This is a genomic window from Amaricoccus solimangrovi, assembly GCF_006385685.1.
Classification (GTDB): Bacteria; Pseudomonadota; Alphaproteobacteria; order Rhodobacterales; family Rhodobacteraceae; genus Amaricoccus; species Amaricoccus solimangrovi.
In genome coordinates, this window is record NZ_VFRP01000002.1 from 20,693 (window position 1) to 45,140 (window position 24,448).

The following is a 24,448-nucleotide window of genomic DNA, read 5'->3' on the forward strand; positions in this document are numbered from 1 at the left end:
CGGTTCGCAAGGGGATAGCGGAGCGCGGGCGATCAATCCACCCGCTGCAACTCGCGCTTCGCCTCGTAGCCCTTGCGCGCCTCGACGACCTCGGCGCGGCCCGAGACCTCGGGCACCGCGACGTCCCACCAGTGGCCGCCGGCCTCGGTGGTCGGCATCGGGTCGGTGTCGATCAGGATCACGTAGGAGGTATCCGAGGCGCGGGCGCGCGTCATCGCCTCTTCGAGCCCGCCGATCGAGTCGACCTTCTCCGAGGTCGCGCCCATCGAGGCGGCGTGCGCGGCGAAGTCGATGTTCGACGGCACGGCGTGGCGGGTGTCGTCGATCAGGTTGTTGAAGGGCGCGCCGCCGCAGGCGATCTGGAGGCGGTTGATGCAGCCATAGCCGCGGTTGTCGAGCAGCACGACGATGATCTTCTGGCCCAGCATCACCGAGGTCGCGAGTTCGGAGTTCAGCATCATGTAGCTGCCGTCGCCGACCATCACGACGACCTCGCGATCGGGCAGCGCCATCTTGACGCCGAGACCGCCCGCGATCTCGTAGCCCATGGTGGAGAAGCCGTATTCGAGGTGGTAGCCGTTCGGCCGCGCCGTCTTCCAGAGCTTGTGCAACTCGCCCGGCAGCCCGCCCGCCGCGCAGACCACGACGCCGTTCTCGTCGAGCCCGCGCTGGACCGCGCCGATCACCTGCATGTCGGTCGGAAGCGCGTTGCCGTCCTTCGGCGCCGCCGTCACCTTGTCGACCGCGGCGATCCAGTCGGATTTCAGCGAGGCGTCGAAATCGGGCGCCTTGTGATCGGCGAGGAGCTCGTCGATCTCCTCGAGCGCGAGCTTCGCATCCGCGACCAGCGGCAGCGAATTGTGCTTGTGCGTGTCGAAGGGCGCGACGTTGATCGAGACGATCCGCCGGTTCGGGTTCTGGAACAGCGACCAGGAGCCGGTGGTGAAGTCCTGGAAGCGGGTGCCGACGCCGATCAGCACATCGGCCTCGGCGGCGATGGCGTTCGTCGCGGCCGAGCCGGTCACGCCGATCGAGCCGAGGTTGAGCGGATGATCCCAGGGCAGCGAGGACTTGCCCGCCTGGGTCTCGCCCACGGGGATGTTGTGCTTCTCCGCGAAGTCGCGCAGCGTCTCGGTCGCGCCGGCGTAGAGCACGCCGCCGCCGGCGATGATGAGCGGACGTCGCGCCCCCCGGATCGCATCGGCCGCGACCTTGACCTCGCGCAGGCCCGGCCGGGGCCGGCGGCGGTGCCATTCGCGGGGCGCGAAGAATTCCACCGGATAGTCGTAGGCCTCGGCCTGGACGTCCTGGCAGAAGGCGAGCGTGACCGGGCCGCATTCCGCCGGGTCGGTCATCACCGCGAAGGCGCGGGGCAGCGCGGTCAGGAGCTGTTCGGGCCGCTGGATCCGGTCGAAATAGCGGCTGATCGGCTTGAAGGCGTCGTTGACGGACATCGAGCCGTCGTTGAAATCCTCGAGCTGCTGCAGCACCGGATCGGGCGCGCGGTTCGCGAAGACGTCACCAGGCACGAAGAGCACCGGCAGCCGGTTCACATGCGCGAGCGCGCAGGAGGTCGCGAGGTTGAGCGCGCCCGGGCCGATCGAGGTGGTGACGGCCATCGCCCGCTTCCGGTTCGAGGCCTTGGCATAGGCGATGGCGGCGTTGGCCATGCCCTGCTCGTTATGCGCGCGCCAGGTCGGGAAATCGTCGCCCGCGGCGTAGAGCGCCTCGCCCATGCCCGCGACGTTGCCATGGCCGAAGATCGCCCAGCAGCCGGCGAGGAAGGGCACGCCGTCCTCGTTGAGCTGGGTGGAGCAGTAGCGGACCAGGGCCTGGGCCGCCGTCAAACGAATGGTCTTCATGCCGCCGCTCCCTTGCGCGCGTTTCCGTTGCCCCGCGCCTCGTCCCAGAGCCGGCAGAGGCGTTCGTATTTCCCGGCCATGTTGGCCACGGCCTCGTCGTCGGTGAGCTCGCCGCCGAGCCAGCCGCGGGCGGCCTCCGCGAAGATGGTGCGGCCGACCGCGAAGCCCTTCACGAGCTCGTGCCGGGCCGCGACCGCGAAGCTCGCCGCCAGTTCCTCGGTCGGCGCCTCGAGCCCGAGCACGACGATGCCGCGCGTGTTCGGATCGTTGCGGGTGATCGCGTCGCAGGCGTTCTTCCAGGCCGTGTCGGTCTTCATCGGCTCGAGCTTCCACCAGTCGGGATAGACGCCGATGTCGTAGAAGCGCTGGATGATCTCGGCCGAGGTCGTGTCGGTGACGGGCGCGACCCTGGACGGAATGATCTCGAGCAGGAATTCCAGCCGGTTCGCGCGGCAGGCGCGGAAGAGGCGCGAGACGGTCGCCTCCTGCTCCGCCTTCATCTCGGCCGTGTCGTCGGGATGATAGAAGCAGAGCACCTTGACCACGTGTTCGAGCGGCCATTCCGCGAGCGCGGAGCCGTAGTCGGGCTCGACCGCGTCCTCGAGCCGGAGCGGACGGCTGCCGGGATATTCGACCGGCCGGCCGATCCAGAGGCCGGAGCCCGCGGCGGCGTAGAGCGCGGAGCGGCCGACGCGGCCGTCGCAGAGGATGCCGTAGCCGGGACGGCCGTCCGCGACCTTCTTCGCCGCCTGGAGGCAGAGCAGCTTGAAGTCGTCGATCCTCGCGTGATCGACGCCGAGTTCGTCGCAGACCGCCTCGATCTGCATCCGGTGGTCGAAGGCGAAGACATGCATCTCCGGCCAGTCGTGGAGCCGGTTGGTCGCCCAGTGCACCTGTTCGAGCTCCGCGTCCTTGCGCAGCGCCTTTTCCTTGATGCCGCGGTCGAGGAAGAACCGGAGTTCGGCCCAGGACGGATAGGCGGGCGTGCAGCCGTGGCGCGAGACCGCGAAGGCGCCGCAGGCGTTCGCGTATTTGAGCGCGGTTGGCCAGTCGCAATCTGTGAGCCAGCCCTTGAGCAGCCCCGAGAAGAAGCCGTCGCCCGCGCCGAGCACGTTGAAGACCTCGATCGGGAAGCCCGGACCGGTCTGGCCGTCGTCGAGGCTATCGGGGATCTCGCCCTCGAAGGCGACCGCGCCCGCCGCGCCGCGCTTGCAGACCAGCGTGGCCTTGGAGACCGCGCGCACGGCGCGGAGCGCCGCGATCGTGTCGGTCGAGCCGCCGGCGATGTGGAATTCCTCCTCGGTGCCCACGATCAGGTCGAAGAGATGGAGCGTGGACTGGAGCTTCTGGGTGACCTCGGCGCTCTCGATGAAGCGCTCCTCGCCCGCCTCGTGGCCGGCGAGTCCCCAGAGGTTCGGGCGGTAGTCGATGTCGAGCGCGGTCCGCGCGCCGTTCTCGCGGGCGAGGTTGAGCGCCTTCAGCACCGCGGCCTCGGTCCGGGGATGGCTGAGATGGGTGCCGGTCGCGACCACCGCGCGGGTGTCGGCGATCAGCGCCGGGTCGATGTCCTCCTCGCAGAGCGCCATGTCGGCGCAGTTCTCGCGGTAGAAGATCAGCGGGAACTGGTGCTGGTCGCGGATGCCGAGCAGCACCAGCGCGGTCAGCCGCTCGGGATCGGTGACGACGCCGCGCGTGTCCACCCCCTCGGCCGCGAGGGTCTCGCGGATGAAGCGGCCCATGTGCTCGTCGCCGACGCGGGTGATGAGGCCGGATTTCAGGCCGAGCCGCGCGGTTCCCGCCGCGATGTTGGTGGGCGAGCCGCCGATGTACTTCTGGAAGGAGGCCATGTCCTCCAGCCGCCCGCCGATCTGGGCGCCGTAGAGATCGACCGAGGACCGGCCGATCGTGATCACGTCGAGGCTTGGCATGCCTGAACTCCCCCCTTCGCTCGCCGCCGCGAGTCTCCGAATCAGAATGTTCGATCTGTCAGAATAAATAGAATATTTGTTCTGTTTTGGAAACCGGAAATCGACGCGGTCAGCCGTTTTCCCGCCGGGCGCCGACCGCGACCGCGAGCGCGATCGCGAGCGCGAAGGTCGCCGAGAGCGCGCGGAAGGCGCCGACGTCGAGTTCGGAGACCAGCAGCGGGATCGCCTCCAGCCGCTGGAGCGGGCTCGAGAGAGAGTCGGTGATCGCGACGACCGAAAGGCCTTCCTTGCCCGCGCTCTCGGCGAAGGCGACGGTCTCGGCGCTGTAGGGGGCGAAGGTGATCGCGAGCACCGCCTCGCCCTCGCGCAGCGCATGGGCGGTGTTGAGCTTGCCCACGCCCGTGTGCAGGAAACTCGGCACCCGCATCTTCTCGAAGGCGTAGTCGAAATAGCAGGCGACGGGAAAGGCGCGGCGGAACCCGACGATATGGATGAGCGGCGCCGTCCCGAGCACGGCCACGGCCCGTTCCAGCATCTCCGGCGAGACGGTCGTCATCAGCTTCTCGATCGAGGCGCGGCCCGCCTCGACGAATTCCGCCAGCATCGCGGCCGGGCTCTCGGCGCCAAGCTCGCGCAGGTTGGTGAGACGCGTCGCATAATCGGGCCAGTTGCGCGCGTATTCCTCGCGAAAGAGCCGCTGCAACTGGCTGAATCCGGTGAAGCCGAGCTCCTGGCAGAAGCGCATCATCGCGGAAGGCTGCACCTCCGCCGCCGCCGCGAGTTCCGCGACGGTGGAGACGGCGACCCGGTCGGGATACTGGGCGATGAAGTCGGCGCATTGGCGCAGCCGCTTCGGCATGGTCTCCGCCCGTTCGGAGAGCCGCCGGAACAGTTCCTCCAGCGTCGCCGGGGCGGATTCGTTCAGCTCTGGGACCATGGCCTGGCGCTTCCCTGTTCTGGTTCGCCCGCGTCTCTGGCGGTGCGTTTTTGGAATATACATTCCATGCCGACCGGGCGCCGCTGTCAAGCGGCAACGCCCGGCGCGCGGGATCCCCGGAGCGCGCCCGCCTCGACAACGGGCGCCCCGCGGGCTATGCGGCCCGGGCCAGGGAAGAGGAGAAGGCGATGTTGCGACGCAGGCTCGGCGCCGGCGGCCCGCTGGTCTCGGCGGTGGGGATCGGGGCGATGTCCTTCGCGGGCGTCTATGGCGAGGCGACGGAGGCGGAGGCGCATGGCGTGCTCGCCGCGGCGCTCGATCTCGGCGTCGATCATCTCGACACGTCGAACATCTACGGCATGGGGCTGTCCGAACGCATGATCGGGAGCTTCCTCGCGAAGCAGGGCAAGGCCGGCCGCGACCTCTTCCGGATCGCGACCAAGGGCGGGATCACGCGCGATCCCGCGACCGGGGCGCGGTGCTTCGACAATTCGCGCGCGCATCTGGAGGCGGAACTCGACGGCAGCCTGAGGCGGCTCGGGCTCGAGACGGTCGATCTCTACTACGTGCACCGCCGCGACCCGTCGCTCCCGATCGAGGAGGTGACGGAGACGCTCGCGGGCTTCGTGCGCGCCGGCAAGATCCGCGCCTTCGGCTTTTCCGAGATCGCGCCCTCGTCGCTGCGCCGGGCGGCGGCGGTGCATCCGGTGGCCGCGGTCCAGTCGGAATATTCGCTCTCGACGCGCCTGCCGGAACTCGGCCTCATCCGGAGCTGCGCCGCGCTCGGGACCGCGCTCGTCGCCTTCTCGCCGGTCGGGCGGGGGCTCCTGACCGATCATCCGCCGAGCCGGGCGGCGATCGACGCCTCGGGCTTCCTCTCGACGGCGCCCCGCTTCGCCGAGCCGAACTACGCGGCCAATCTCGTCGAGGTGGCCCGCTTCCAGGCGCTCGCCGCCGGGATGGGGACGAGCGCCGCGGCGCTCGCGATCGCCTGGGTGCTGGCGCGCGCGCCCGAGAGCCTCGCGATCCCCGGCACGCGCTCGGTCGCCCATCTGCGCGAACTCGTCGCCGGGGCGAAGCTCACCCTTTCGGAGGCGGATCTGGCGCGGATCGAGACCACGCTGCCGGCGGGCTGGGCCCATGGCGACCGCTATCCGCGGGAAGGCTGGGTCGGGCCGGAGATGTACTGCTGACGCGGCGGGCCGCGCGCGCTCAGTCCGCGGCCGGGGGAGAGGCGGGGGGAGCCTCGGCGGGCGCCCCGGCCGCGGGCTGGCCGTCGACCCAGAGCCCCTCGTAGACCTCGCCGTTCGCGAAGGTCATGCGGCCCTGGCCGACGCGCTTGCCGTTCTCGAAATTCCCCTCGTAGACGTCGCCATTGGCGTAGGTGGCCTTGCCCGGCCCATCGAGCTGCCCCGCCTTCCAGGTCCCCTCGAACACCGCGCCGTTCTTCGTCGTCATCCTGCCCTGGCCGTCGCGCAGCCCGTCGCGGAACGCGCCCTCGTAGCGGCCGCCGTCGGCGTAGGAGGCGACGCCGGCGCCGGAAATGACGCCCGCGACCCAGCCGCCCTCGTAGGTCGCGCCGTCGGGATAGGTGACCTTGCCCTGGCCCTGGCGGCGGTCGTTGGCGAAGGCGCCCTCGTAGAGCGTGCCGTCGGCGTGCCGCTCCACGCCCTCGCCGGACTTCACCCCGTCCACCCAGTCGCCGTCGTAGGAGGAGCCGTCGCGATAGACGACCTTGCCCTTGCCCTGCCAGACGCCGGCGGCGAAATCGCCCTCGTAGACGGTGCCGTCCGCGTGACGCTCGATCCCGCGGCCGGAGAGCGCGCCGTCCGACCACTGGCCTTCGAGGCTGGAGCCGTCGGGATAGGTGAGCTTGCCCTGGCCCTCGCGCTTGCCGTCGGCGAAGGTGCCGGCATAGGTCTGCCCGTCGGGATAGACCGCCGTCCCCGGGCCGCTCAGCGCGCCCGCGCGCCACTGGCCCTCGAGACTCGCGCCGTTGGGATAGGTGAGCTTGCCCTTGCCCTGCCGCTGACCCGCGACGAAGGCGCCCTCGTAGACCATGCCGCCGGGATAGGCGGCCTTGCCCTGACCCTCGAACCGGTCGTCGGCCCAGTCGCCGGTGTAGCGCAGCCCGTCCTTCGTCGTCAGCGTGCCCGCGCCCTGGCGATGGTCGGCCACGAAGCCGCCGACGTAGAGATCGCCATTGGCCGAGGTCGCGCGGCCGAGCCCCTCGCGCGCGCCGTCGACGAAGGCGCCCTCGTAGCGCGCGCCGTCCGGCTGGGTCAGCACGCCCTCGCCCTCGATCCGGCCGGCGACCCAGTCGCCCACATAGGTCGTGCCGTCGGCCATCGTGAGCCCGCCCTTGCCCTCGGGCCGCCCCTTCGCCATCGCCCCCTCGTAGACCGAGCCGTCGGGATAGGTGATCCTGCCCTCGCCGGATTTCTCGCCCGCGACCCAGCCGCCCGCGTAGACCGTGCCGCCGGGCTCGGTCGAGACGCCGGTGCCGGACTGGAGCCCGTCCGCGAACTCGCCCTCGTAGCGCACGCCGTTGGCATAGGCCGCCACGCCCTGGCCCGAGATCTGTCCGGCCTTCCACTCCCCCTCGTAGGTGCCGCCATCGGCATAGGTGATCCTGCCCCGGCCATCGGGCCGACCGTCGCGGAACTCGCCGACATAGACCGCGCCGTTCGGGAAATGCGCGGTGCCCTGACCCTCGATCCGGCCATCGACCCATTCGCCGCTGTATTCGTAGCCGGAAGGCAGCTTGTAGGTGCCATGCCCGTGCTGGCGCCCGTCGAGGAAGGTGCCGGTATAGATCCCGCCGTTGTCGTATTCCTTCGTCAGCTCGCGGGTCTGGGCCAGCGCGGGCCCCGACATCTGGACCGCGAGGGCGGCGGCGGCGAGGATGCCGGCGTGTCTCGTCACTGTTGCGCTTCTCCCGGGGGGACGCGCCGCGTTCCTCCGCCCGCGCGCGGGGCGGCGCGGGCGCGCCGTCGTTCTGCTCTCTGTCGCCTCGGCTCGCGGGTTCTCCCGCCGGCTTGGGGCGCAGTCTAGGAGGGGGGCGCGCGCGCGACAATGGGCTTCGCGCTCACAACTCCTCGGGCGGACCGGCCGCGCGGGCCTAGAGCGTCCAGTCGTCCACGGCGCGGATGTCGTCGTCGGACCAGCCGAGATGATGGGCGAGTTCGTGCACCAGCACATGGGCGACGAGATGGTCGAGCGCCACGTCGCCGCGCTCGATCCATTCCTCGAGGATCGGGCGGCGGAACAGCCAGACGGTGTCGGGCCGCGTCGGCTGGTCGAAGACGGATCTCTCGGTCAGCGGCACGCCGTCGTAGAGGCCGGTGAGATCGAACGGATCCTCGATCCCCATCTCGCGCAGCACCGCCTCCTCGGCGAAATCGGCGACGCGGATCGCGAGATCGGCGCAGGCGGCGCGGACCTCGCGCGGCAGGGCGGCGAGCGCGCGGCGGGCCAGCTCTTCGAACTCGGCGAGGCCGGGCGCCTCGGCGGAGAGGGGATCGGTCGTCATCGGCGCCTCCTTCCCCCCGCCGTAGCGCCGCCCGGCGGAAGAGGCAAATGGCGTTTCGCGCCACGCCGGGGTAAGGGAGCGCGCCAAGGAGGCCGCCCATGACCGTCACCCGCTTCGCGCCGTCGCCGACCGGCTATCTTCATGTCGGCAATCTGCGCACCGCGCTCTTCAACGCGCTGATCGCCGCGCGGGCGGGGGGAACCTTCCTGCTCCGCCTCGACGACACCGACCGCGAGCGGTCGCGGCCCGAATACGCGGCGGCGATCGAGGAGGATCTGCGCTGGCTCGGCCTCGACTGGGCGCGGATCGAGCGGCAGTCCGACCGGCTCGACCGCTACGCGGTGGCGGCCGAGCGGCTCCGCGCCTCGGGCCGGCTCTACGAGGCCTTCGAGACGCCGGAGGAGCTGGAGGTGAAGCGCCGGATCGCGCGCGCCGCCGGACGCCCGCCGGTCTACGATCGCGCCGCCCTCGCGCTCGCGCCCGCCGAGAAGGACCGACTGCGCGCCGAGCGCGGCGGGCACTGGCGCTTCCGGCTCGACCGGGAGCGGGTGGAATGGGCGGACGGCATCCTCGGCCCGGTTTCGATCGACGCGGGCAGCGTCTCGGACCCGGTGCTGATCCGGGGCGACGGCCAGGTGCTCTACACCTTCGCGAGCGCGGTCGACGATCTCGAGATGGGGATCACCGACGTGACCCGGGGCGCCGATCACGTCACCAATACCGCCGCCCAGATCCAGATCATCGCGGCGCTGGGCGGCACGCCGCCCTGTTTCGCGCATCATTCGCTGCTGACCGGTCCCGAGGGGGAGGCGCTCTCGAAACGGCTCGGCAGCCTCGCGCTGCGCGACCTGCGCGCGGCCGGGACCGAGCCGCTCGCGCTCCTCTCGCTGCTCGCCCGACTCGGCTCCTCCGATCCGGTCGAGCCGAGGGCGAGCCTCGCGGAGATCGCCGCGGGCTTCGACCTCGCGCGGTTCGGCGCCGCGCCGACGAAATTCGACCCGGCGGAACTCGTGGCCCTCGGCGCGCGGACGCTGCGGAGCCTCGATCTCGCCGCCGTCTCGGGCGATCTCGCGGCGCTGGGCGTGCCGGAGGCGGAGCGCGGCGCCTTCTGGGAGGCGGTCCGGGGCAATGTCGCGACCCGCGCCGAACTCTCCGGCTGGTGGCGGATCTGCCGCGAAGGCCCGGCCGCGCCGCCGCCGGCGGAGGAAGCCGCCTTCCTCGCCGAGGCCCGCGCGCTCCTGCCCGAACGCCCCTGGGACGGCGGAACCTGGGCGGCCTGGACCGGCGCGGTGAAGGCCGCGACCGGGCGCGGGGGCAGGGCGCTGTTCCAGCCGCTGCGGCGCTGGCTGACCGGGCTCGACCACGGGCCGGAAATGGCGCGGCTGATGCCGCTCCTGCGCGTCACCCCGCCCGCGGACGGCTGAGCGTCACCATCGGTTAACCGCGGCCGGGCTAGGCTGCGGGCTTTCCGAGAAGAGGAGGACCGCCGGCCATGACCGAGCGAGGACGCGCGCGCCGCGCGAAGGGCGCCCCCGAGAAACCGGACGCGGAAATCCGGCGCGACATCGAGGCGCTCGAGATCTGGAACGCCGAGCGGCGGCTGAAGGAGCGCGGCCTGCCCGGGGCCTGGAACGCGCTCGGCTGGGATCTTCCCGCCGGGCCGGCGAAGACGCGCATGACCCTCGCCCTCGACCCGGAGGTGCTCGGCTGGTTCGAGGCGCTCGGTCCCGATTTCGCGGCCCGGATCAACGCGGTGCTGCGGATCTACATGCTGGGCGTCCAGTCGCGCGAGATCGATGTGCCCGAACATTTCGACTGGCGCGGCGCCCCGGTCTGAGGCCGCCGCGACGATCCGCCGCGGGGCGGGGTGTCCCGCGCGCCGATTCCGTGCCTACATCGGCGGAGGCGCCGTCGCGCCATGCACCGCAACAAGGACCGGAACCCCGTCGATGCCCGATTTCCTCGCCCATTTCGCCTTCCTCTCGAGTCCCGAGGGGTGGGCGGCGCTGGTCACCCTCGTCGTGATGGAAATCGTGCTCGGGATCGACAACCTCATCTTCATCTCGATCCTGACGAACAAGCTGCCGCCGGAGCATCGGGTGCGGGCGCGCCGGCTCGGCATCTCGGCGGCGCTGATCATGCGCCTGCTCCTGCTCGCCACGATCTCCTACATCGTCGCGATGACGGCGCCGCTCTTCACCGCCTTCGGCCATGCCTTCTCGTGGCGCGACCTGATCCTGATCGCGGGCGGCCTCTTCCTGATCTGGAAGGCGACGAAGGAGATCCACCACGCGGTCGACCCGGCCGACAAGACCGAGGACGCGGTCGGCCGGACGGTCAGCGTGACGCTCGGCGGCGCGATCTTCCAGATCCTGCTGCTCGACCTCGTCTTCTCGGTCGATTCGATCATCACCGCGGTCGGCATGACCGACGAGCTCGCGATCATGTACATCGCCGTCATCGTCGCCATCACCGCGATGCTGCTCGCCGCGACGCCGCTCGCGAATTTCATCGAGAAGAACCCGACCATCGTGATGCTGGCGCTCGCCTTCCTGCTGATGATCGGCACCACGCTGATCGCCGACGGCTTCGGCTTCCACGTGCCGAAGGGCTACATCTACTCGGCCATGGCCTTCTCGGCGCTGGTCGAGTTCCTCAACACGCTGGCCCGCCAGCGCGCCGCGGCGAAGCACTGACCGCGCGGCCGGCGCCCGTCCCGGGCGCCGGTTCCGCCTTCCGGGCGGGTCAGCGGGCGACGATCTTCCAGTAGGAATCCTTCCGGATCACCTTCCCCGCGCGGAAGGTGTAGAAGTCGCACCCCCTGACCCGGACCTTCTCCCCGGCCGGCGTCGTGCCGGTCAGGAGCCATCTGGAGATGCCGGTGTCCCCGGCGACGAAATTCTCGATCTCGCCGTAATGCACGTCCGGCGTGGTCTCGAACCGCGTCATCAACCCGCGCCGCACCTCGTCGCGGCCGATGTAGCGGCTTCCGTGCGGCTCCGGGCCGCGCGGAAGATCGAGCGCGCAATCCTCCGCGAAGAAATCCATGATCGCGTCGATGTCATGCGCGTTGAACGCGTCGGCCAGGGCGTCGAGCGCCGCCCGGATCGCGTCTTGCTCCGCCATCGCCAACCCCTCCCCATATCACCGCCCGCCGCATCATACTCCAATCGCCGCGTCAGGCGGGGACAAACCGGCCGTGCCATGCCGCGCCCGCATGGCGGAAATGTGCCGGCGCCCCTGACCGGCGCGCGGGCTTCGGCATAGGTTGGCGCGGTGAAATCGTGAATGGAGTGAATGGAATGCTGACCGGAACGATCGCCGGCGCCTTGCGCGCCCTGGGAGATGTCCTCGCGACCGTGGCGACCGCCGCGCGCGTGGCCTCGGCGGTGGGGGCCCATCGGCGCCCGGCGGCCGAGGATCTGCGACGGCTCGGCTTCCCGCGGAACGCCTTCGACAACCTCCGGCATTTCTGAGCCTCGCGCCGTCCTAGCCGGGCGCGAGGGTGAACCGCGCGGGGAGGCCGCTTTCGGCGTCCGGCGCGATCCAGAGGTCGAATTCGCCCGGCTCCACCGTCTGGCGCCCCTCGGGATCGAGATAGCCGAGATCGGTCCGGCGGAGCGTGAAGGCGACCTCAGCCGCGCCGCCCGCGGGAACGCTCACCCGCTCGAACCCCGCGAGAAGCCGGACCGGGCGCGCCACGCGCGCCACCCGGTCGCGGACATAGAGCTGGGCGAGTTCCTCCACCGCGCGCGCGCCGGTGTTCGTGAGGGTCGCGCGGGCGGTCAGCGCGCTCTCCCAGCCGAGCGTCCCAGCGGAGAGGCGCGGTTCCGAATAGCGGATGACGCCGTAGCCGAGCCCGTGGCCGAACGGATGGAGCGCGCGGTTCGGCGCCTCGCGGTAGCGCGCCTTGTAGGCGGCGCTCTCCGGGCTCTCCGGCCGGCCCGTCGAGAGATGGGCGTAGTAATAGGGCTCCTGGCCCGAGCGGATCGGGAAACTGACCGGCAGCCGGCCCGAGGGCGCGGCGTCTCCGAACAGCAGATCCGCCACCGCGTTCCCTTCCTCCGAGCCGAGGAACCAGGTCACGAGGATCGCCTCGGCCTCGGCGATGGCGCCGGAAAGCTCGAGCGCCCGTCCGCATTTGAGGAGAACGATCAGCGGCTTGCCGGTCGCGGCCAGCGCCTCCGCCAGCGCGCGCTGGGGCGCGGGCACGTCGATCGTGGCGCGCGACTGCGCCTCGGCCGACATGAAGGCGCTCTCGCCCGCGACGAGCACTACGACCTCCGCCGCCTCGGCCGCGGCGAGCGCCCCGGCGATCCCGCCGGGGATCTCCGCCTCGACCTCCGTTCCGCGCGCGACGCTCAGGAGCCCCGGATCAGAGAGCGCCGCGCGCAGCCCCTGTTCGATCGTCACCACCCGGGCATGATCGGCGAAGAGCGACCAGGGACCGGCCGCGTTCACGCTCTCGGCGGCGAGCGGGCCCACCAGCGCGATCCGGACATCGCGGCGGAGCGGCAGGACGCCGCTGTTTCTCAGCAGCACGGCGGAGCGCCGCCCCGCCTCGCGCGCGAGGGCGCGGATGCCCGCCGCGCCGATCTCGCGGGCCTCCACCGCCGGATCGCTCCCCCGGTAGGGGGTCTCGAAGAGCCCGAGCGCGGCCTTGACCGAGAGTACGCGGCTCACCGCCTCGTCGAGCCGGGCCATCGGCACCGCGCCCTCGGCGACGAGGCCGGGCAGGTGCCTGACGTAGAGATCGCTCATCATCACCATGTCGACGCCCGCGAGCATCGCGATCCGCGCCGCGTCGCGCCCGTCGGCGGCGAAACCATGCGCGATCAGCTCCTGATCGGCGGTGTAATCCGCGACGACGAACCCCGCGAAACCCCATTCCCGGCGCAGGATCCCGGTCAGGAGATAGGGATTGCCCGTCGCGGGCACCCCGTCGATCGTGTTGAAGGCCGACATGACCGAGAGCGCGCCCGCCCCGAGCGCCGCGCGGAAGGGCGGAAGGTAGACCTCGCGCAGCGTCCGGTCGGAGAGATCGGCGGAATTGTAGTCGAGCCCGCCCTCCGCCGCGCCATAGGCGGCGAAATGCTTCGGCGTCGCGAGAAGCGACAGGGGATCGGCGAGGCTGTCGCCCTGGAAGCCCCGGACCCGCGCGGCGGCGAAGAGGCGCCCGAGCAGCACGTCCTCGCCCGCGCCCTCGACCACGCGGCCCCAGCGCTGGTCGCGCCCGATGTCGACCATCGGCGCGTAGGTCTGGTGGATCCCCGAGGCGCCGCCCTCGCGCGCCGCCGCCCGCGCGGTCCGCTCGGCGAGGCCGGGATCGAAGCTCGCCGCCTCGGCGAGCGGGACGGGAAAGACGGTGCGCAGCCCGTGCAGGATGTCGGCGGCGAAGAGCAGCGGAACGCCGAGCCGGCTTTCCTCGACCGCGATGCGCTGCACCCCCGCCGCGCCCTCCGCGCCGACGCCGTTGAAGAGCGCGCCGAGCCGCCCCGCGCGGATCTCCGCCGCGATCCGGGCCTGGTCGCGGTCGAAATCGCCGGGATTCACGCCGCCGGGCCGCCAGCGGAACGGGTCGTTGACGACCGTGAGCTGCCCGGCCTTCTCCTCGGGCGTCATCCGCGCGACGAGATCCGCCACCCGCGCCTCGGCCCGCGCGGACCGGTGCAGGGCCGCGACCAGCCCGAGCGCCACGCCGCCGCCCAGCACATCCCGCCGGCTCATCCCCGATCCTCCCATCACCATCCTCCGCGCAGGCGAGAGCATGGCGGGAAGATGATCGGCTTCGGAGCCGGAGCCAAGGGGGATGCGGGCCGCGCGCGGCCTCAGCGGCCGCGGGCCGCCGGGCAGACCTCCCTCGGTCCGATCCTGAGCGCCTCGATCTGCGCTTCGAGCTGGCGCTGGTCGTAGGGCTTGCCGAGGCGGGGCAGGTCGATCTCCGCGCCGGGCGGCAGTTCGGCGTAGCCGGTGGCGAGCAGGATCGGCAGGTCGGGGCGCAATTCGCGCGCGGCCTGCGCGAGCTGGGCGCCGTTCATGCGCGGCATCGCGAAATCAGTGATCATCAGGTCGATCGCCTCGCCCGCGTCGAGATAGCGCAGCGCGGCCTCGCCGGAATTCGCCTCCAGCACGTCGTGGCCGAGATCCTCCAGCATGTCGGCCGTGCTCATCGAGATCAGGCTGTCGTCGTCGACGAGCAGGATGCGCAGCCGGCCCGCGGCCTCTTCCTCCGCCGCCGCGGCGAGGGGCTCCGCCCGCGCGTCCGGCTCGGGTTCGGGGCGGAGCGGGGCCGGGGCGGTCTGCGCCGTCACGGCCGGGAAGAGCAGTTCGACCAGCGTTCCCTCGCCCTCGACGCTCGAGAGGCGCAGCCGGCCGCCGAGCTGCTCGGAGAGGCCCTGGATCATCGAGAGGCCGAGCCCGGTCCCCTTGCCGACGCCCTTGGTGGTGAAGAACGGCTCGGTCGCGCGTTCGAGCGTGGCGCGGTCCATTCCGATGCCGGTATCGGCGACGGCGAGGCGGACGAAATCGTCGCCCCCCTCGGGCGCGGGAAGGGTGTCGAGCGTCAGCGTCAGCGCGCCGCCGCCCGGCATCGCGTCGCGCGCGTTCACGACGAGGTTGAGGAGCGCGAGTTCCACCTGGTTCGAATCGACCAGCGCCCGCGCGGGGGCCTCGGGCAGGTCGACCCGAAGCTCGACCATCGGGCCGATCGTGCGCTCGATCAGCGAGGTCATGCCCCGCACCAGCTCCGCGAGATCGGCGACGGCGATCGAGAGTTCCTGGCGGCGGGCGAAGGCGAGCAGGCGCTGGGTCAGCGACGCGCCGCGCTGCGCGCCCTGCAGCGCGCCCTCTATGAGCCGCGCGGCCTTCGGATCGTGCCCGAGATGCCGGCGCAGCACGTCGAGATTGCCGAGCACCGCCATCAGCAGGTTGTTGAAATCATGCGCGACGCCGCCGGTCAGCTGGCCGATCATCTCCATCTTCTGCGACTGCACCAGCTTGCGCTCCGCCGCCTCGCGCTGCGCGATCTGCTCGAGCGCCATCCGGTGCGCCTGTTCGAGCTCGGCGGTGCGGACGGCGACGCGGGCCTCGAGCGTCTCGTTCTCGCTGCGGAGCGCCCGTTCGGCCGTCTTGCGCTCGGTCACGTTGGAACAGACGCCGACGAGCTTGCGCCGGCCCCGGGTCCGGACGAGCCGGGCGCGGGTCTCGGCCCAGTGCTCGCCCCCGTCGGGCCAGAGCGTGCGGTATTCCACCGCGAGATCCTCGCCGCCGCCCGCGCGGCCGATCGCCTCGGCGACCCGGCCGCGGTCGTCGGGATGGATGCTCGCGAGCAGTTCGGCGTAGCCGAACGGAACCGCCGGCCCGCGGCCGAAGACCGCGCGCAGGTCCGCCGAGGCGACGAGCGCCATCGTGTCGAGGTCGAGCTCCCAGGCCGAGAGCTTGCCGGCGATGAGCGCGGTCGCGAGCCGTTCGCCCGCCTCCGCGACCGCCTCCATCGCCGAGCGGCCCTCGTACTGGCGGTGCCGCGCCTTCAGCGCGGTGCGCGCGACGCTGAAGAAGGTGGTCGGGTGGAACGGGCGTTCGATGAAGGTGACGTTGCCGAGCGCGTCGGAGAGTTGCGCGGCGAGCGGATTGCGCTCGGTGCCGCCGCCGTGATGGGTGAGGAACAGGAAGTTCAGGTCCGACCAGCTCGGCTGATGCTGGGTCCAGAGCGAGATCGCGCGCAGATCCGACCCCCGCAGCGCCTCCTCGGCCACCACGGTGAAGAGCACGTTGTCGGCCAGCATGCGCGCGAACTGGCCGACATCGGCGGCGGATCTCGAATTGATGCCGATCTCGGCCAGGAGCGACGCGGCGATCTCGCTATCCGGACGGCTCGCGGTCAGGATCAGGGCGTGCGGGTCGATCACGGAACGTGGCAAGTCAGCCTCCCATCAGGCGCGTCAGGTCCTGCCCGACGAAGACCGGAACACCGCGAAGAACCCCCTGGAATTCCTCCAGCGGCTCGCCGAGGACAAGCCCGGCCTCGGTGATCCGGTACTCCCGGATCGTGTGCTCGTGGCCGCCCATGCGCTTCTTGATCACCGAGAGCGCGCGGCGCATCCGTCCCATGGCCTCGAAGTAGCGCAGGAGGATGACCGTGTCCGCCAGATAAGTGATGTCGACCGGCGATTTCATGTCGCCCACCAGGCCATGCTGGGCGATGGTCAGGAAAGTGGTGACCCCCTGGCGGTTCAGATACTGCAGCAGTTCGTGCATGTGCGCGAGCTGCGCCGCCTCGTCGGGCATCGAGGCCTGATAGCCGTTCAGGCTGTCGATCAGCACCGCCTGCGCCCCCCAATCCGCGACGCGCCGCCGCACGAGCTGGGCGAATTCGCCCGGCGTGATCTCGGCGGTGTCGAGATGGTCGATCCTAAGCAGACCCCGCTTCATCTCCGCCTCGAGATCGATGCCGAGCAGCAGCAGCCGGCGGACGAGCAGGCCGAATTCCTCGTCGAAGCTCAGCATCGCCGCCCGCTCGCCCCGGCCGATCGCCGCGAGCAGGAACTGGAGCCCGACGAGCGTCTTGCCCGCGCCGCTCGGGCCGAGGACCAGCGTGCTCGACCCGCGCTCGATCCCGCCCGCGAGCAGCCTGTCGAATTCGGGGATGCCGCTCGAGGTCGCCTCCCGGTCGAAGTCGCGCGTGTGGTGCTGGGCGACGAGGCGGGGATAGACCTCGACCGCGCCGGTCCGGATCCGCATGTCGTGATAGCCGCCGGCATAGGCGTTGCCCCGGTACTTGAGGACGCGCGCCCGCCGCCGCTCGGGGCCGTATTCCGGCGTGATCTGGGCGAGGTTCACCACGCCGTGCACGAGGCTGTGGACCGTCCTGTCGCCCCGCTCGGTCACGAGATCGTCGAGCAGCAGCACGGTGGCGTCGCTCCGCGCGAAATACTGCTTCATCGCCATGATCTGCCGGCGGTAGCGCAGCGAGTTCTGCGCCAGCAGCCGGATCTCGGACAGGCTGTCGAGCACGACGCGTTGCGGCCGGATCTCCTCGAAGAGCTCGAAGATCATCCGCGTCGTCTCGCCGAGCTCGAAATCGGAGGGGTAGAGCAGCGACTGCGCCGGCCCGGCCGCGAGCAGCGCCTCGGGCGGCACCAGTTCGCGCACCGTCACGAGCGGGCCGATCTCCCAGCCATGCGAGCGCGCGCTGAGCCGCAGTTCCGCCTCGGTCTCGGAAAGGGTGATGTAGAGCCCGGTCTCGCCGCGCCGCGCGCCTTCGAGGATGAAGCTCAGCGCGACGGTGGTCTTGCCGCTGCCGGGCTCGCCGTCGATCAGGTAGAGATGCCCCTTGGCAAGACCTCCGTTCATGATCTGGTCGAGCCCCGCGATACCCGTCCCCGCCATCTCGCCGTCAGCCATGATGCTCCCTTCCGTTTCCGTCGTTCCTGCAACGCGATAGCCCGGCGGGCGATCCGTCGCCATGCTCCCTTCCGCCCGTCGTCTCGCGTCCGGACGCGCGGCCGGCGCTCCTTTCCGGCGCCGGGGCGGGAGTGTGGCACCTATTCCGGGCGACGGGAATCCCGATCGGGCGCGGCAACCCCGAAGGCGCGCGGGCGTTTGTCCCGGGCGGGCCGGAGACCACCGGCGCCGCCGCGAGCAGGGAGAGCCGGAGATGACAGACGAACGGGCGATCGAGGATCGCATACGCGCCCGCGCCCATGAGATCTGGGAGCGCGAGGGACGTCCCGAGGGCGCGCACGGGCGCCACTGGGACGAGGCGCGGCTGGAAGTCGAGGCCGAGGAACGCGTCGCCGCCGCCGCTGCGCCGGAGCGCGACGTGGTCGAGGCGACGGAGGGCCGGCTCGCGGGAACCTCCGGCGCGCCGGACGTCTTCCCCGAAGCGGGGACCGGGGCGCCGCCGGACGAGGATCTCCCGCTCGAGACCGAGGCGAGCCCCTCGCAGTTCGACCGCGCGCCGATGTAGCCGGCGCCCTCACGCGCCCCGGGGTACCGCCCGCTCCGCCCCCGCGGCGGGGCGGTTTCGTTGCGCCTCGGCAACGTCGCGGAAAGATCGCGAAGGCTTGACTGGTCTCGCCGGTTCGGTTCGCCTTAGGTACGGGAGGCTGACCCCGGGGAAATCGATGCGCCTTCTCGCCTGCCTCCTGACGCTCCTGATCGCCGCGCCCGGCCTCGTGCCCTGCTCCGCGCGCGCCCAGCAGAGCGCGGAGGCGAGCGTGCCGCCGCTCGACGACGCGGGCCGGGTTCCGGTCGTGGTCGAATTCTACACGAGCCAGGGCTGCGTCACCTGTCCCCCCGCCGACGCGCTCTTCGGCGAGATCGCGAAGGATCGCGACGTGATCGCGCTCGCCATGCATGTCACCTACTGGGACTATCTCGGCTGGGCGGACATCTTCGGCAAGCCCGAGTTCGACCTGCGGCAGAAGGCCTATGCCCGCGTGATGCGGCAGCGCACGCTCTTCACGCCGCAGATGATCATCCAGGGCGAGGACATGCTGATCGGGCGCGACGCGAAGACGGTCACCGACCGGATCGACGCGCATCGCGGCCTCGCCCCCACCGTCCGCCTCGGCGTCGAGCGCGGGGAGGAGGATTCGCTCCGCGTCACGCTCGCCCCCGCCGCGGGCGAGGTGGGGCAGGCCGACGTCAATCTCTTCGCCTACATGCCGAGCGCCGAGGTCGAGATCACCGCCGGCCAGAACGCCGGCCAGACGGTGCGCTACACCAATGTCGTGACCCAGTGGAACACGCTCGCGCAATGGGACGGGGAGAGCGAGCTGGAGTTCGATTTCGGCCCCGTCCCCCAAGGCCCGCTCGCCGTGCTGGTGCAGCGCCATGGCCTCGGCGGCATCCTCGCCGCCGCCAGGGTGGACTGATCAGGCCCCCGCGTTCTCCCCGGGAAATTCCTTCACCCAGCGCCGGTGCAGCCAGAACCACTGGCCCGGCGTCGCACGCACCCGCGCGGCGAGACTGTCGGCCGCCGCCTGCGTCATCTCGAGCGCCGTCCCGCGCGCGAGCGGCGCCTCGAACTCGATCCGGATCGAGCCGTCCGCGCGCCGCGTCGCATAGGCCGGGATCATCGGCAGGTCGTATTTGACCGCGAGTTCCGCGATCATCGTGCCGCTCGGCGCGGGATGGCCGAGGAAGTCGATCTCGGCGCCGCGCTTGGTGTACTGGTCCATCAGGATCGACATCATCCCGCCCTTCCGGACATGGCGGATCATCTCGCGCAGGCCGGCGGCGTCGCGGTCGACCATCGGCCTGCCGCCCGCCTCGAGGCAGGCGGTGTAATCGGCGTTGAGGAAGGGGTTCTTGATCGGGCGGAAGATGCCGCCCGTCTCCATCCCGCGCGAGAGCAGCAGGCCGCGCACCGCCTCCCACTGGCCGAAATGGCCGGAGACGAGGAACACGCCCTTGCCGGTCGCGAGCGTGTCGAGCATCACCTGCCAGCCCGGCCCCTCGGGCTCGGTCCAGGGCGCGCGCCGCTGGAAATCGCGGATCGTCATCGTCTCGATGATCGTGCGGCCGAAATTGTCGCCGACCTCCTGGCGCACCCCGGCGCGCCAGGCCGCGTCCTTCTCCGGGAAGATGAGCCGGAGGTTGTTCTCGACGCGGTTCCGGAGCCTCGGCACCCGGTTGACCGCGAAACGCCCGACGCGGGAGGCAAGCGCCCCCCTCGGCCCCGCCGGCAGCGCGCGGAAGAGGCCGAGCAGCGCCGCCTGCGGCAGATAGGCGAGCCAGCTCGCGGTCCGGGACTTCGCCTTCGCCATCAGGCGCCCCGCCGCGCGAGCAGCACCCGGAGCCGGAGCGAGAGCAGCACCGCCGCCGTCAGGCAGCCCGCCGCCGTGCCGATGAAGAGTCCCGCCTCGGCGAGGCCGGCGTGGAAGGCGAGGACGAGCCCGAGCGGGATCATCACGCACCAGAAGGCGATGAAGAAGATCAGGGTCGTTCCCCAGCTGTCCCCGAGCGCGCGGGTCGACTGGCCCAGCACCACCTGGCCCGCGTCGAAGATCATCGACACGGCGAGGATCCCGATCAAGGGGGCGCCCCGCGCGATCAGGCTCGGATCGTTCGAGAAGAAGCCGACGACGGAGGGGGCGATCGCGTAGAGGCCGAGGCCGACGAGGCCGATGAGGCCCATCGAGGCCGAGACGCCCGCGACTCCGGCGGCGCGCGCCTCCGCCACGTCGCCCGCGCCGGCGGTCTGCCCGACGCGGACCGCCGTCGCGACCGAGATGCCGAGGGCCATCATGAAGACGATCGTCTCGACGTTATGCGCGATCGTGTAGGCGGCGAGCGCCGAGGCGCCGAGCAGGCCCGCGGCCTGCGCCATCGTGGCGAAGGCGAAGGTCTCGAAACAATAGGCCGCCCCGCCCGCGAGGCCGATCCGGCGCATCTCGGCGCCGGCCGCCCAGCCGCCCGGCCCCCAGAGGCCGCCCGGATCCCGCGCGGCGCGGAATTCCGGCAGCCGCGCCATCCAGCCGAGGAGCCCCGCCGCCATGACGAAGCGCGCGGCCGTGCCCGCGATCGCCGCGCCCTCGGCGCCGAGCGCGGGCAGGCCGGACCGGCCGCCGATCAGCAGCCAGCAGAGGAGGAGGTTCACCAGATTGGCGGCGATCATCGCGACGAGCCCGGGCTTCATCCGCCCGGTGCCCTCGAGATAGAAACCCGCCGCGACGAAGACGGTCTGGAAGAGCGCGCCGGGCGCGAGGATCACCGCGACGCGGCCCGCCGCAGCGGCCATCGCCGGCTCGTGGCCGATCAGAAGGAGCGCCTTCTCCGAGAGGAGCAGCAGCAGCGTGAGCGCGCCCCCGACCAGCACGGCCCAGCGCAGGCCGCGGCGGAAGATCGGCGTCAGATCCGCCGCGCCGGCGCCCTTCTCCCGCGCCGTCTGCGAGATGATGCCGACGAGCGCGCCGACGCCGGTCGTGACCAGCGGGAAGAACACCGCGTAGCCGAGCGAGAGATGCGCGAGGTCGAGCGTGTCATGGCGCCCGGCGAGCACGATGGCCGCGAGCGAGAGCACGACGAGGCCGGCGCGGCTCAGCACCACGGGCCAGGAGAGGTGGAAGAGGGCGCTCCAGTGCCGCGGCAGGCGCGCGGCGAGGGATGCGCGCGGCGCGGCGAGCGGCGCCCGGTCGTCGAGGATCGTCATCTGGCCGGCTCCGATTCGGAGCCGGCGCGGGGCAGGCACGGCATTGTCTCTCTCCAGGTCGGCGCCCCCGCGGCGGAAGCCGGCGCCCCCGGGCGCCGGATTGTCGCGGACGGGAGCGCCCCATCCCGGAGGGGCAGGGTCAGTGTCGGGTCGGGTTGATCATCATGACCATCTGCCGGCCCTCGAGACGCGGAATCGCCTCGACCTTGCCGTGTTCGGTCACGTCCTCCGCCACGCGCTCGAGCAGCTTGCGCCCAAGCTCCAGATGCGCCATCTCGCGCCCCCGGAATCGCAGCGTCACCTTCACCTTGTCGCCGCCCTCGAGGAACTTGAAGACCGAACGCATCTTGACGTCGTAGTCATGCGTGTCGGTGTTCGGGCGGAACTTGATTTCCTTGATCTCGATGACGTGCTGCTTCTTGCGCGCCTCGGATTCCTTTTTCTGGGTTTCGTACTTGTACTTTCCGAAATCCATGATCTTGCACACCGGCGGGGTGGCATTGGGCGAGATCTCGACGAGGTCGAGCCCAGCTTCTTCCGCGAGTACCAGCGCCTTTTCCGGGGTGATCACCCCGACGTTCTCGCCCTCGGCGCCGATCAGGCGGATCTCGGGCGCGCGGATGCGCTCGTTGACACGGGGGCCGGTGTCGCGCGTCGGGGGCGCATTATGGGGTCTGCGGGCTATGGCCGTTACATCCTTTTGATCGTTGCTCTGATAAAAAACCGGAGCAGCGCCCCGGTTCCTCGGTCAAGATAGTGCAAGTTGAGCAATAAGTGAAGATGCCTGCCCGTTTCCGCGCCGATTTTGAATCGGCGCGCGGGCCGGCCGGAGGCGGCGGTGACCCATCTTCTGATCCTTTTCGTCTTTCTCGCGCTGGCCCTGACCCGATTCGCCCGGCGCCGCGCGCGGCGGGACGACCCGGAACCGGCATGCGACAGTTCGGACCTTGCCTCGTGGCCGCCGCCGGGCCAGGACCCGGACGCCGGAGTGACTTCAGGAAAGTGAATGCCAATGGGACGTGCCACCGTCATCCTCTTCGTCGTGATCGCCGCGCTCGGCTTCTACTACATCCGCGCCCATCAGGAGGAGCCCGCGGCCGCTCCGGCGGGGCCGGAGGCCACGCGCGACGCCGCGACTTCCGCCGGCGACGCCGCGACCTCGGCGGGCGAGGCGGTGAGGGACGCGGCCGGGGCGGCGAAGGAAGGCGTCGGGCAGGGGCTCGGGACGCTCGGCGAGACAGCGGACGACGCGGCGAAGGCGATCGGCGACGTGGCCCGCGACGTGACCGACGCGGTCACCGGCGACGACGCTCCCGAGACACCCGAACCCGCCGCCCCGCCCGCGAACTGAGGCGGGGCGCGCCGCGCCGGCCCGTCGCCCGGGCCGGCGGAGGCGCTCAGACGAGCGATTCGCAGAAGCGGCGGATCCGGCCGCAGGCTTCCGTCAGTTCCTCGTCGGAGGCGGCGTAGCTGATCCGGAAGTTCGGGCTGAGGCCGAAGGCCGCGCCGAAGACGACCGCGACCCCCTCCGCGTCGAGAAGCGCGCTCGCGAAATCCGCGTCGGTTGCGATCACCTTGCCAGCCGGCGTCTTCTTCCCGATCACGCCCGCGATCGAGGGATAGACGTAGAAGGCGCCCTCGGGCGTCGGGCAGACGATGCCGGGGCATTCGTTCAGCAGACCGACCACGAGGTCGCGCCGCCGCCGGAAGGCCTCGCGCGAGGTCGAGATGTAGTCCTGCGGCCCCTCCAGCGCCTCGACCGCGGCCCACTGGCTGATCGAGCAGGCGTTCGAGGTCGACTGGCTCTGGATCGTCACCATCGCCCTGATGAGCGGCTTCGGCCCGGCGGCGTAGCCGATGCGCCAGCCCGTCATCGCATAGGCCTTGGAGACGCCGTTCACCGTCAGCGTGCGCTCGTGGAGGGCGGGCTCGACCTCGGCCGGAGTACAGAACTCGAAGGGCGCGTAGCTGATGTGCTCGTACATGTCGTCGGACATGACCCAGACATGCGGGTGCCGCGTCAGCACGTCGGTCAGCCCCTTGAGCTCGTCGCGCGAATAGCCCGCGCCGGTCGGGTTCGAGGGCGAGTTGAAGATGAACCACTTGGTCCGGGGCGTGATCGCCGCCTCGAGCGCCTCGGGCGTGATCTTGTAGCCGGTCGCCATCTCGCCCACGACGATCACCGGCGTGCCGCCGGCGAGCATCACCATGTCGGGATAGCTCACCCAGTAGGGCGCGGGCACGATCACCTCGTCGCCGGGGTTCACCGTGGCCATCAGCGCGTTGTAGAGCACCTGCTTGCCGCCGGTCGAGACCACGACCTGATCGGGCGCGTAGTCGAGATTGTTCTCGGCCCCGAACTTCGCGCAGATCGCGCGGCGCAGTTCGATGATCCCCTCGGGCGAGGTATAGCGCGTCTCGCCCCGGTCGATCGCGGCCTTGGCCGCGGCGCGGATGTTGTCGGGCGTCACGAAATCCGGCTCGCCCGCGGAGAGGCTGATGATGTCGCGGCCGGCGTCTTTCAGCTCGCGCGCCTGGGTCGAAATGGCGATGGTCGCCGAGGGCTTGATCCGCCCGAGCGCCGAGGAAAGGAAGGACATGGGGATGCTCCGGTCGTTCGCGGGTCCGGCGCCGATCTAGTGCCGCGCCTCTCCGTTTCGCAAGGGCGAAAGCGGGCGCGGCCTTGGCGCGGGCGGCGGCGCGCGCTATGCCCGGCGGCGGTCGTTCTGGAGGAAGACATGACGGAAACGGGCGAGAACCGGCTGCGGCGCCTCAGGATGCGGAGCTGGCGCCGCGGCACCAAGGAGATGGACCTGATCCTCGGCCCCTACGCCGACGCCCGGCTCGGCGGCCTCGCCCCCGAGGCGCTCGACCGCTACGAGGCGCTGCTCGAGGAGAACGACCAGGACCTCTATCTCTGGGTCAGCCGGGGAGAGGGTTTGCCGGAAGGCCATCTCGCCGCGCTGCGCGAGATCCGCGCCTTCCACGGCCTCGGCTGAGGGCGCGCGGGCGTTAACGCCTTGTACAAGAAAT

The 24,448-nt window shown here is 71.2% G+C and carries 23 protein-coding genes; 10 read left to right on the forward strand and 13 right to left on the reverse strand.

The window, feature by feature from the left end:
* Nucleotides 1-32: 32 nt before the first annotated feature.
* The 3 genes from iolD to FJM51_RS02595 form a co-directional block, all read right to left on the reverse strand.
* Nucleotides 33-1,862, reverse strand: a complete 1,830-nt coding sequence (iolD, locus tag FJM51_RS02585; RefSeq protein WP_140452554.1) for a 3D-(3,5/4)-trihydroxycyclohexane-1,2-dione acylhydrolase (decyclizing) — start codon at nt 1,860-1,862, stop codon at nt 33-35.
* A complete protein-coding gene (locus FJM51_RS02590; RefSeq protein WP_140452555.1) occupies nt 1,859-3,790 on the reverse strand; it encodes a bifunctional 5-dehydro-2-deoxygluconokinase/5-dehydro-2-deoxyphosphogluconate aldolase in 1,932 nt (643 codons plus the stop codon). Before FJM51_RS02590 ends, iolD begins: the two co-directional genes overlap by 4 nt.
* Nucleotides 3,791-3,899: 109 nt before the next feature.
* A complete protein-coding gene (locus FJM51_RS02595; RefSeq protein WP_140452556.1) occupies nt 3,900-4,727 on the reverse strand; it encodes a MurR/RpiR family transcriptional regulator in 828 nt (275 codons plus the stop codon).
* Between the two features lie 188 nt (nt 4,728-4,915).
* On the opposite strand from FJM51_RS02595, the gene FJM51_RS02600 reads away from it, so the two are divergent.
* The gene (locus tag FJM51_RS02600) at nt 4,916-5,920 is read left to right on the forward strand and encodes an aldo/keto reductase (RefSeq protein ID WP_140452557.1); all 1,005 of its coding nucleotides are present in this window, start codon (nt 4,916-4,918) and stop codon (nt 5,918-5,920) included.
* A gap of 19 nt (nt 5,921-5,939) precedes the next feature.
* Here the strand turns inward: FJM51_RS02600 and FJM51_RS02605 are convergent, their stop codons facing one another.
* The gene (locus tag FJM51_RS02605) at nt 5,940-7,604 is read right to left on the reverse strand and encodes an MORN repeat-containing protein (RefSeq protein ID WP_438502746.1); all 1,665 of its coding nucleotides are present in this window, start codon (nt 7,602-7,604) and stop codon (nt 5,940-5,942) included.
* A 244-nt stretch (nt 7,605-7,848) separates the two neighbouring features.
* The gene (locus FJM51_RS02610; RefSeq protein ID WP_140452559.1) at nt 7,849-8,259 is read right to left on the reverse strand and encodes a metallopeptidase family protein; all 411 of its coding nucleotides are present in this window, start codon (nt 8,257-8,259) and stop codon (nt 7,849-7,851) included.
* A 98-nt stretch (nt 8,260-8,357) separates the two neighbouring features.
* On the opposite strand from FJM51_RS02610, the gene FJM51_RS02615 reads away from it, so the two are divergent.
* The 3 genes from FJM51_RS02615 to FJM51_RS02625 all read left to right on the forward strand — a co-directional run bounded on the left by FJM51_RS02615 (nt 8,358) and on the right by FJM51_RS02625 (nt 10,955).
* Nucleotides 8,358-9,683, forward strand: a complete 1,326-nt coding sequence (locus FJM51_RS02615) for a glutamate--tRNA ligase (RefSeq protein ID WP_140452560.1) — start codon at nt 8,358-8,360, stop codon at nt 9,681-9,683.
* Nucleotides 9,684-9,751: 68 nt separating this feature from the next.
* Entirely contained in the window at nt 9,752-10,096 is a 345-nt protein-coding gene (locus FJM51_RS02620) for a BrnA antitoxin family protein (RefSeq protein ID WP_140452561.1), read from the forward strand.
* A gap of 112 nt (nt 10,097-10,208) precedes the next feature.
* The gene (locus FJM51_RS02625) at nt 10,209-10,955 is read left to right on the forward strand and encodes a TerC family protein (RefSeq protein ID WP_140452562.1); all 747 of its coding nucleotides are present in this window, start codon (nt 10,209-10,211) and stop codon (nt 10,953-10,955) included.
* A gap of 49 nt (nt 10,956-11,004) precedes the next feature.
* Here the strand turns inward: FJM51_RS02625 and FJM51_RS02630 are convergent, their stop codons facing one another.
* Nucleotides 11,005-11,385 carry a nuclear transport factor 2 family protein gene (locus FJM51_RS02630; protein ID WP_140452563.1) on the reverse strand — a complete coding sequence of 127 codons (381 nt, stop codon included), beginning with the start codon at nt 11,383-11,385 and terminating at the stop codon, nt 11,005-11,007.
* 176 nt (nt 11,386-11,561) lie between these two features.
* Between FJM51_RS02630 and FJM51_RS23640 the strand changes: the two genes are divergently transcribed.
* On the forward strand, nt 11,562-11,735 hold the full coding sequence (locus FJM51_RS23640) for a hypothetical protein (protein WP_181164419.1): 174 nt from the start codon (nt 11,562-11,564) through the stop codon (nt 11,733-11,735).
* A 13-nt stretch (nt 11,736-11,748) separates the two neighbouring features.
* Here the strand turns inward: FJM51_RS23640 and FJM51_RS02635 are convergent, their stop codons facing one another.
* From FJM51_RS02635 to FJM51_RS02645, 3 genes are all read right to left on the reverse strand, one after another.
* Nucleotides 11,749-13,986 carry a glycoside hydrolase family 3 N-terminal domain-containing protein gene (locus tag FJM51_RS02635; protein ID WP_210240194.1) on the reverse strand — a complete coding sequence of 746 codons (2,238 nt, stop codon included), beginning with the start codon at nt 13,984-13,986 and terminating at the stop codon, nt 11,749-11,751.
* 101 nt (nt 13,987-14,087) lie between these two features.
* Nucleotides 14,088-16,178: a hybrid sensor histidine kinase/response regulator gene (locus tag FJM51_RS02640; RefSeq protein ID WP_210240195.1), complete on the reverse strand. Its 2,091-nt coding sequence runs from the start codon at nt 16,176-16,178 to the stop codon at nt 14,088-14,090.
* Nucleotide 16,179: 1 nt separating this feature from the next.
* Nucleotides 16,180-17,661, reverse strand: a complete 1,482-nt coding sequence (locus FJM51_RS02645) for an ATPase domain-containing protein (protein ID WP_140452565.1) — start codon at nt 17,659-17,661, stop codon at nt 16,180-16,182.
* A gap of 253 nt (nt 17,662-17,914) precedes the next feature.
* Here FJM51_RS02645 and FJM51_RS02650 point away from each other — a divergent pair, with 253 nt between their 5' ends.
* On the forward strand, nt 17,915-18,226 hold the full coding sequence (locus tag FJM51_RS02650) for a DUF2934 domain-containing protein (protein WP_140452566.1): 312 nt from the start codon (nt 17,915-17,917) through the stop codon (nt 18,224-18,226).
* 157 nt (nt 18,227-18,383) lie between these two features.
* On the forward strand, nt 18,384-19,136 hold the full coding sequence (locus FJM51_RS02655; protein ID WP_140452567.1) for a DUF1223 domain-containing protein: 753 nt from the start codon (nt 18,384-18,386) through the stop codon (nt 19,134-19,136).
* Here the strand turns inward: FJM51_RS02655 and FJM51_RS02660 are convergent, their stop codons facing one another.
* From FJM51_RS02660 to infC, 3 genes are all read right to left on the reverse strand, one after another.
* The gene (locus FJM51_RS02660; protein WP_140452568.1) at nt 19,137-20,030 is read right to left on the reverse strand and encodes a lysophospholipid acyltransferase family protein; all 894 of its coding nucleotides are present in this window, start codon (nt 20,028-20,030) and stop codon (nt 19,137-19,139) included.
* Nucleotides 20,030-21,415, reverse strand: coding sequence for an MATE family efflux transporter (locus FJM51_RS02665; RefSeq protein ID WP_140452569.1), 1,386 nt, complete (start codon nt 21,413-21,415; stop codon nt 20,030-20,032). Before FJM51_RS02665 ends, FJM51_RS02660 begins: the two co-directional genes overlap by 1 nt.
* A 139-nt stretch (nt 21,416-21,554) precedes the next feature.
* The gene (infC, locus tag FJM51_RS02670; RefSeq protein WP_140452570.1) at nt 21,555-22,100 is read right to left on the reverse strand and encodes a translation initiation factor IF-3; all 546 of its coding nucleotides are present in this window, start codon (nt 22,098-22,100) and stop codon (nt 21,555-21,557) included.
* A gap of 153 nt (nt 22,101-22,253) precedes the next feature.
* Here infC and FJM51_RS23645 point away from each other — a divergent pair, with 153 nt between their 5' ends.
* On the forward strand, nt 22,254-22,421 hold the full coding sequence (locus tag FJM51_RS23645; RefSeq protein WP_181164420.1) for a hypothetical protein: 168 nt from the start codon (nt 22,254-22,256) through the stop codon (nt 22,419-22,421).
* Nucleotides 22,422-22,766 carry a hypothetical protein gene (locus FJM51_RS02675; RefSeq protein WP_140452571.1) on the forward strand — a complete coding sequence of 115 codons (345 nt, stop codon included), beginning with the start codon at nt 22,422-22,424 and terminating at the stop codon, nt 22,764-22,766. It begins immediately after the preceding gene.
* A 46-nt stretch (nt 22,767-22,812) separates the two neighbouring features.
* Here the strand turns inward: FJM51_RS02675 and FJM51_RS02680 are convergent, their stop codons facing one another.
* Entirely contained in the window at nt 22,813-24,015 is a 1,203-nt protein-coding gene (locus FJM51_RS02680; RefSeq protein WP_140452572.1) for a pyridoxal phosphate-dependent aminotransferase, read from the reverse strand.
* A gap of 138 nt (nt 24,016-24,153) precedes the next feature.
* Between FJM51_RS02680 and FJM51_RS02685 the strand changes: the two genes are divergently transcribed.
* The gene (locus FJM51_RS02685) at nt 24,154-24,414 is read left to right on the forward strand and encodes an FAD assembly factor SdhE (RefSeq protein WP_140452573.1); all 261 of its coding nucleotides are present in this window, start codon (nt 24,154-24,156) and stop codon (nt 24,412-24,414) included.
* Nucleotides 24,415-24,448 lie beyond the last annotated feature (34 nt).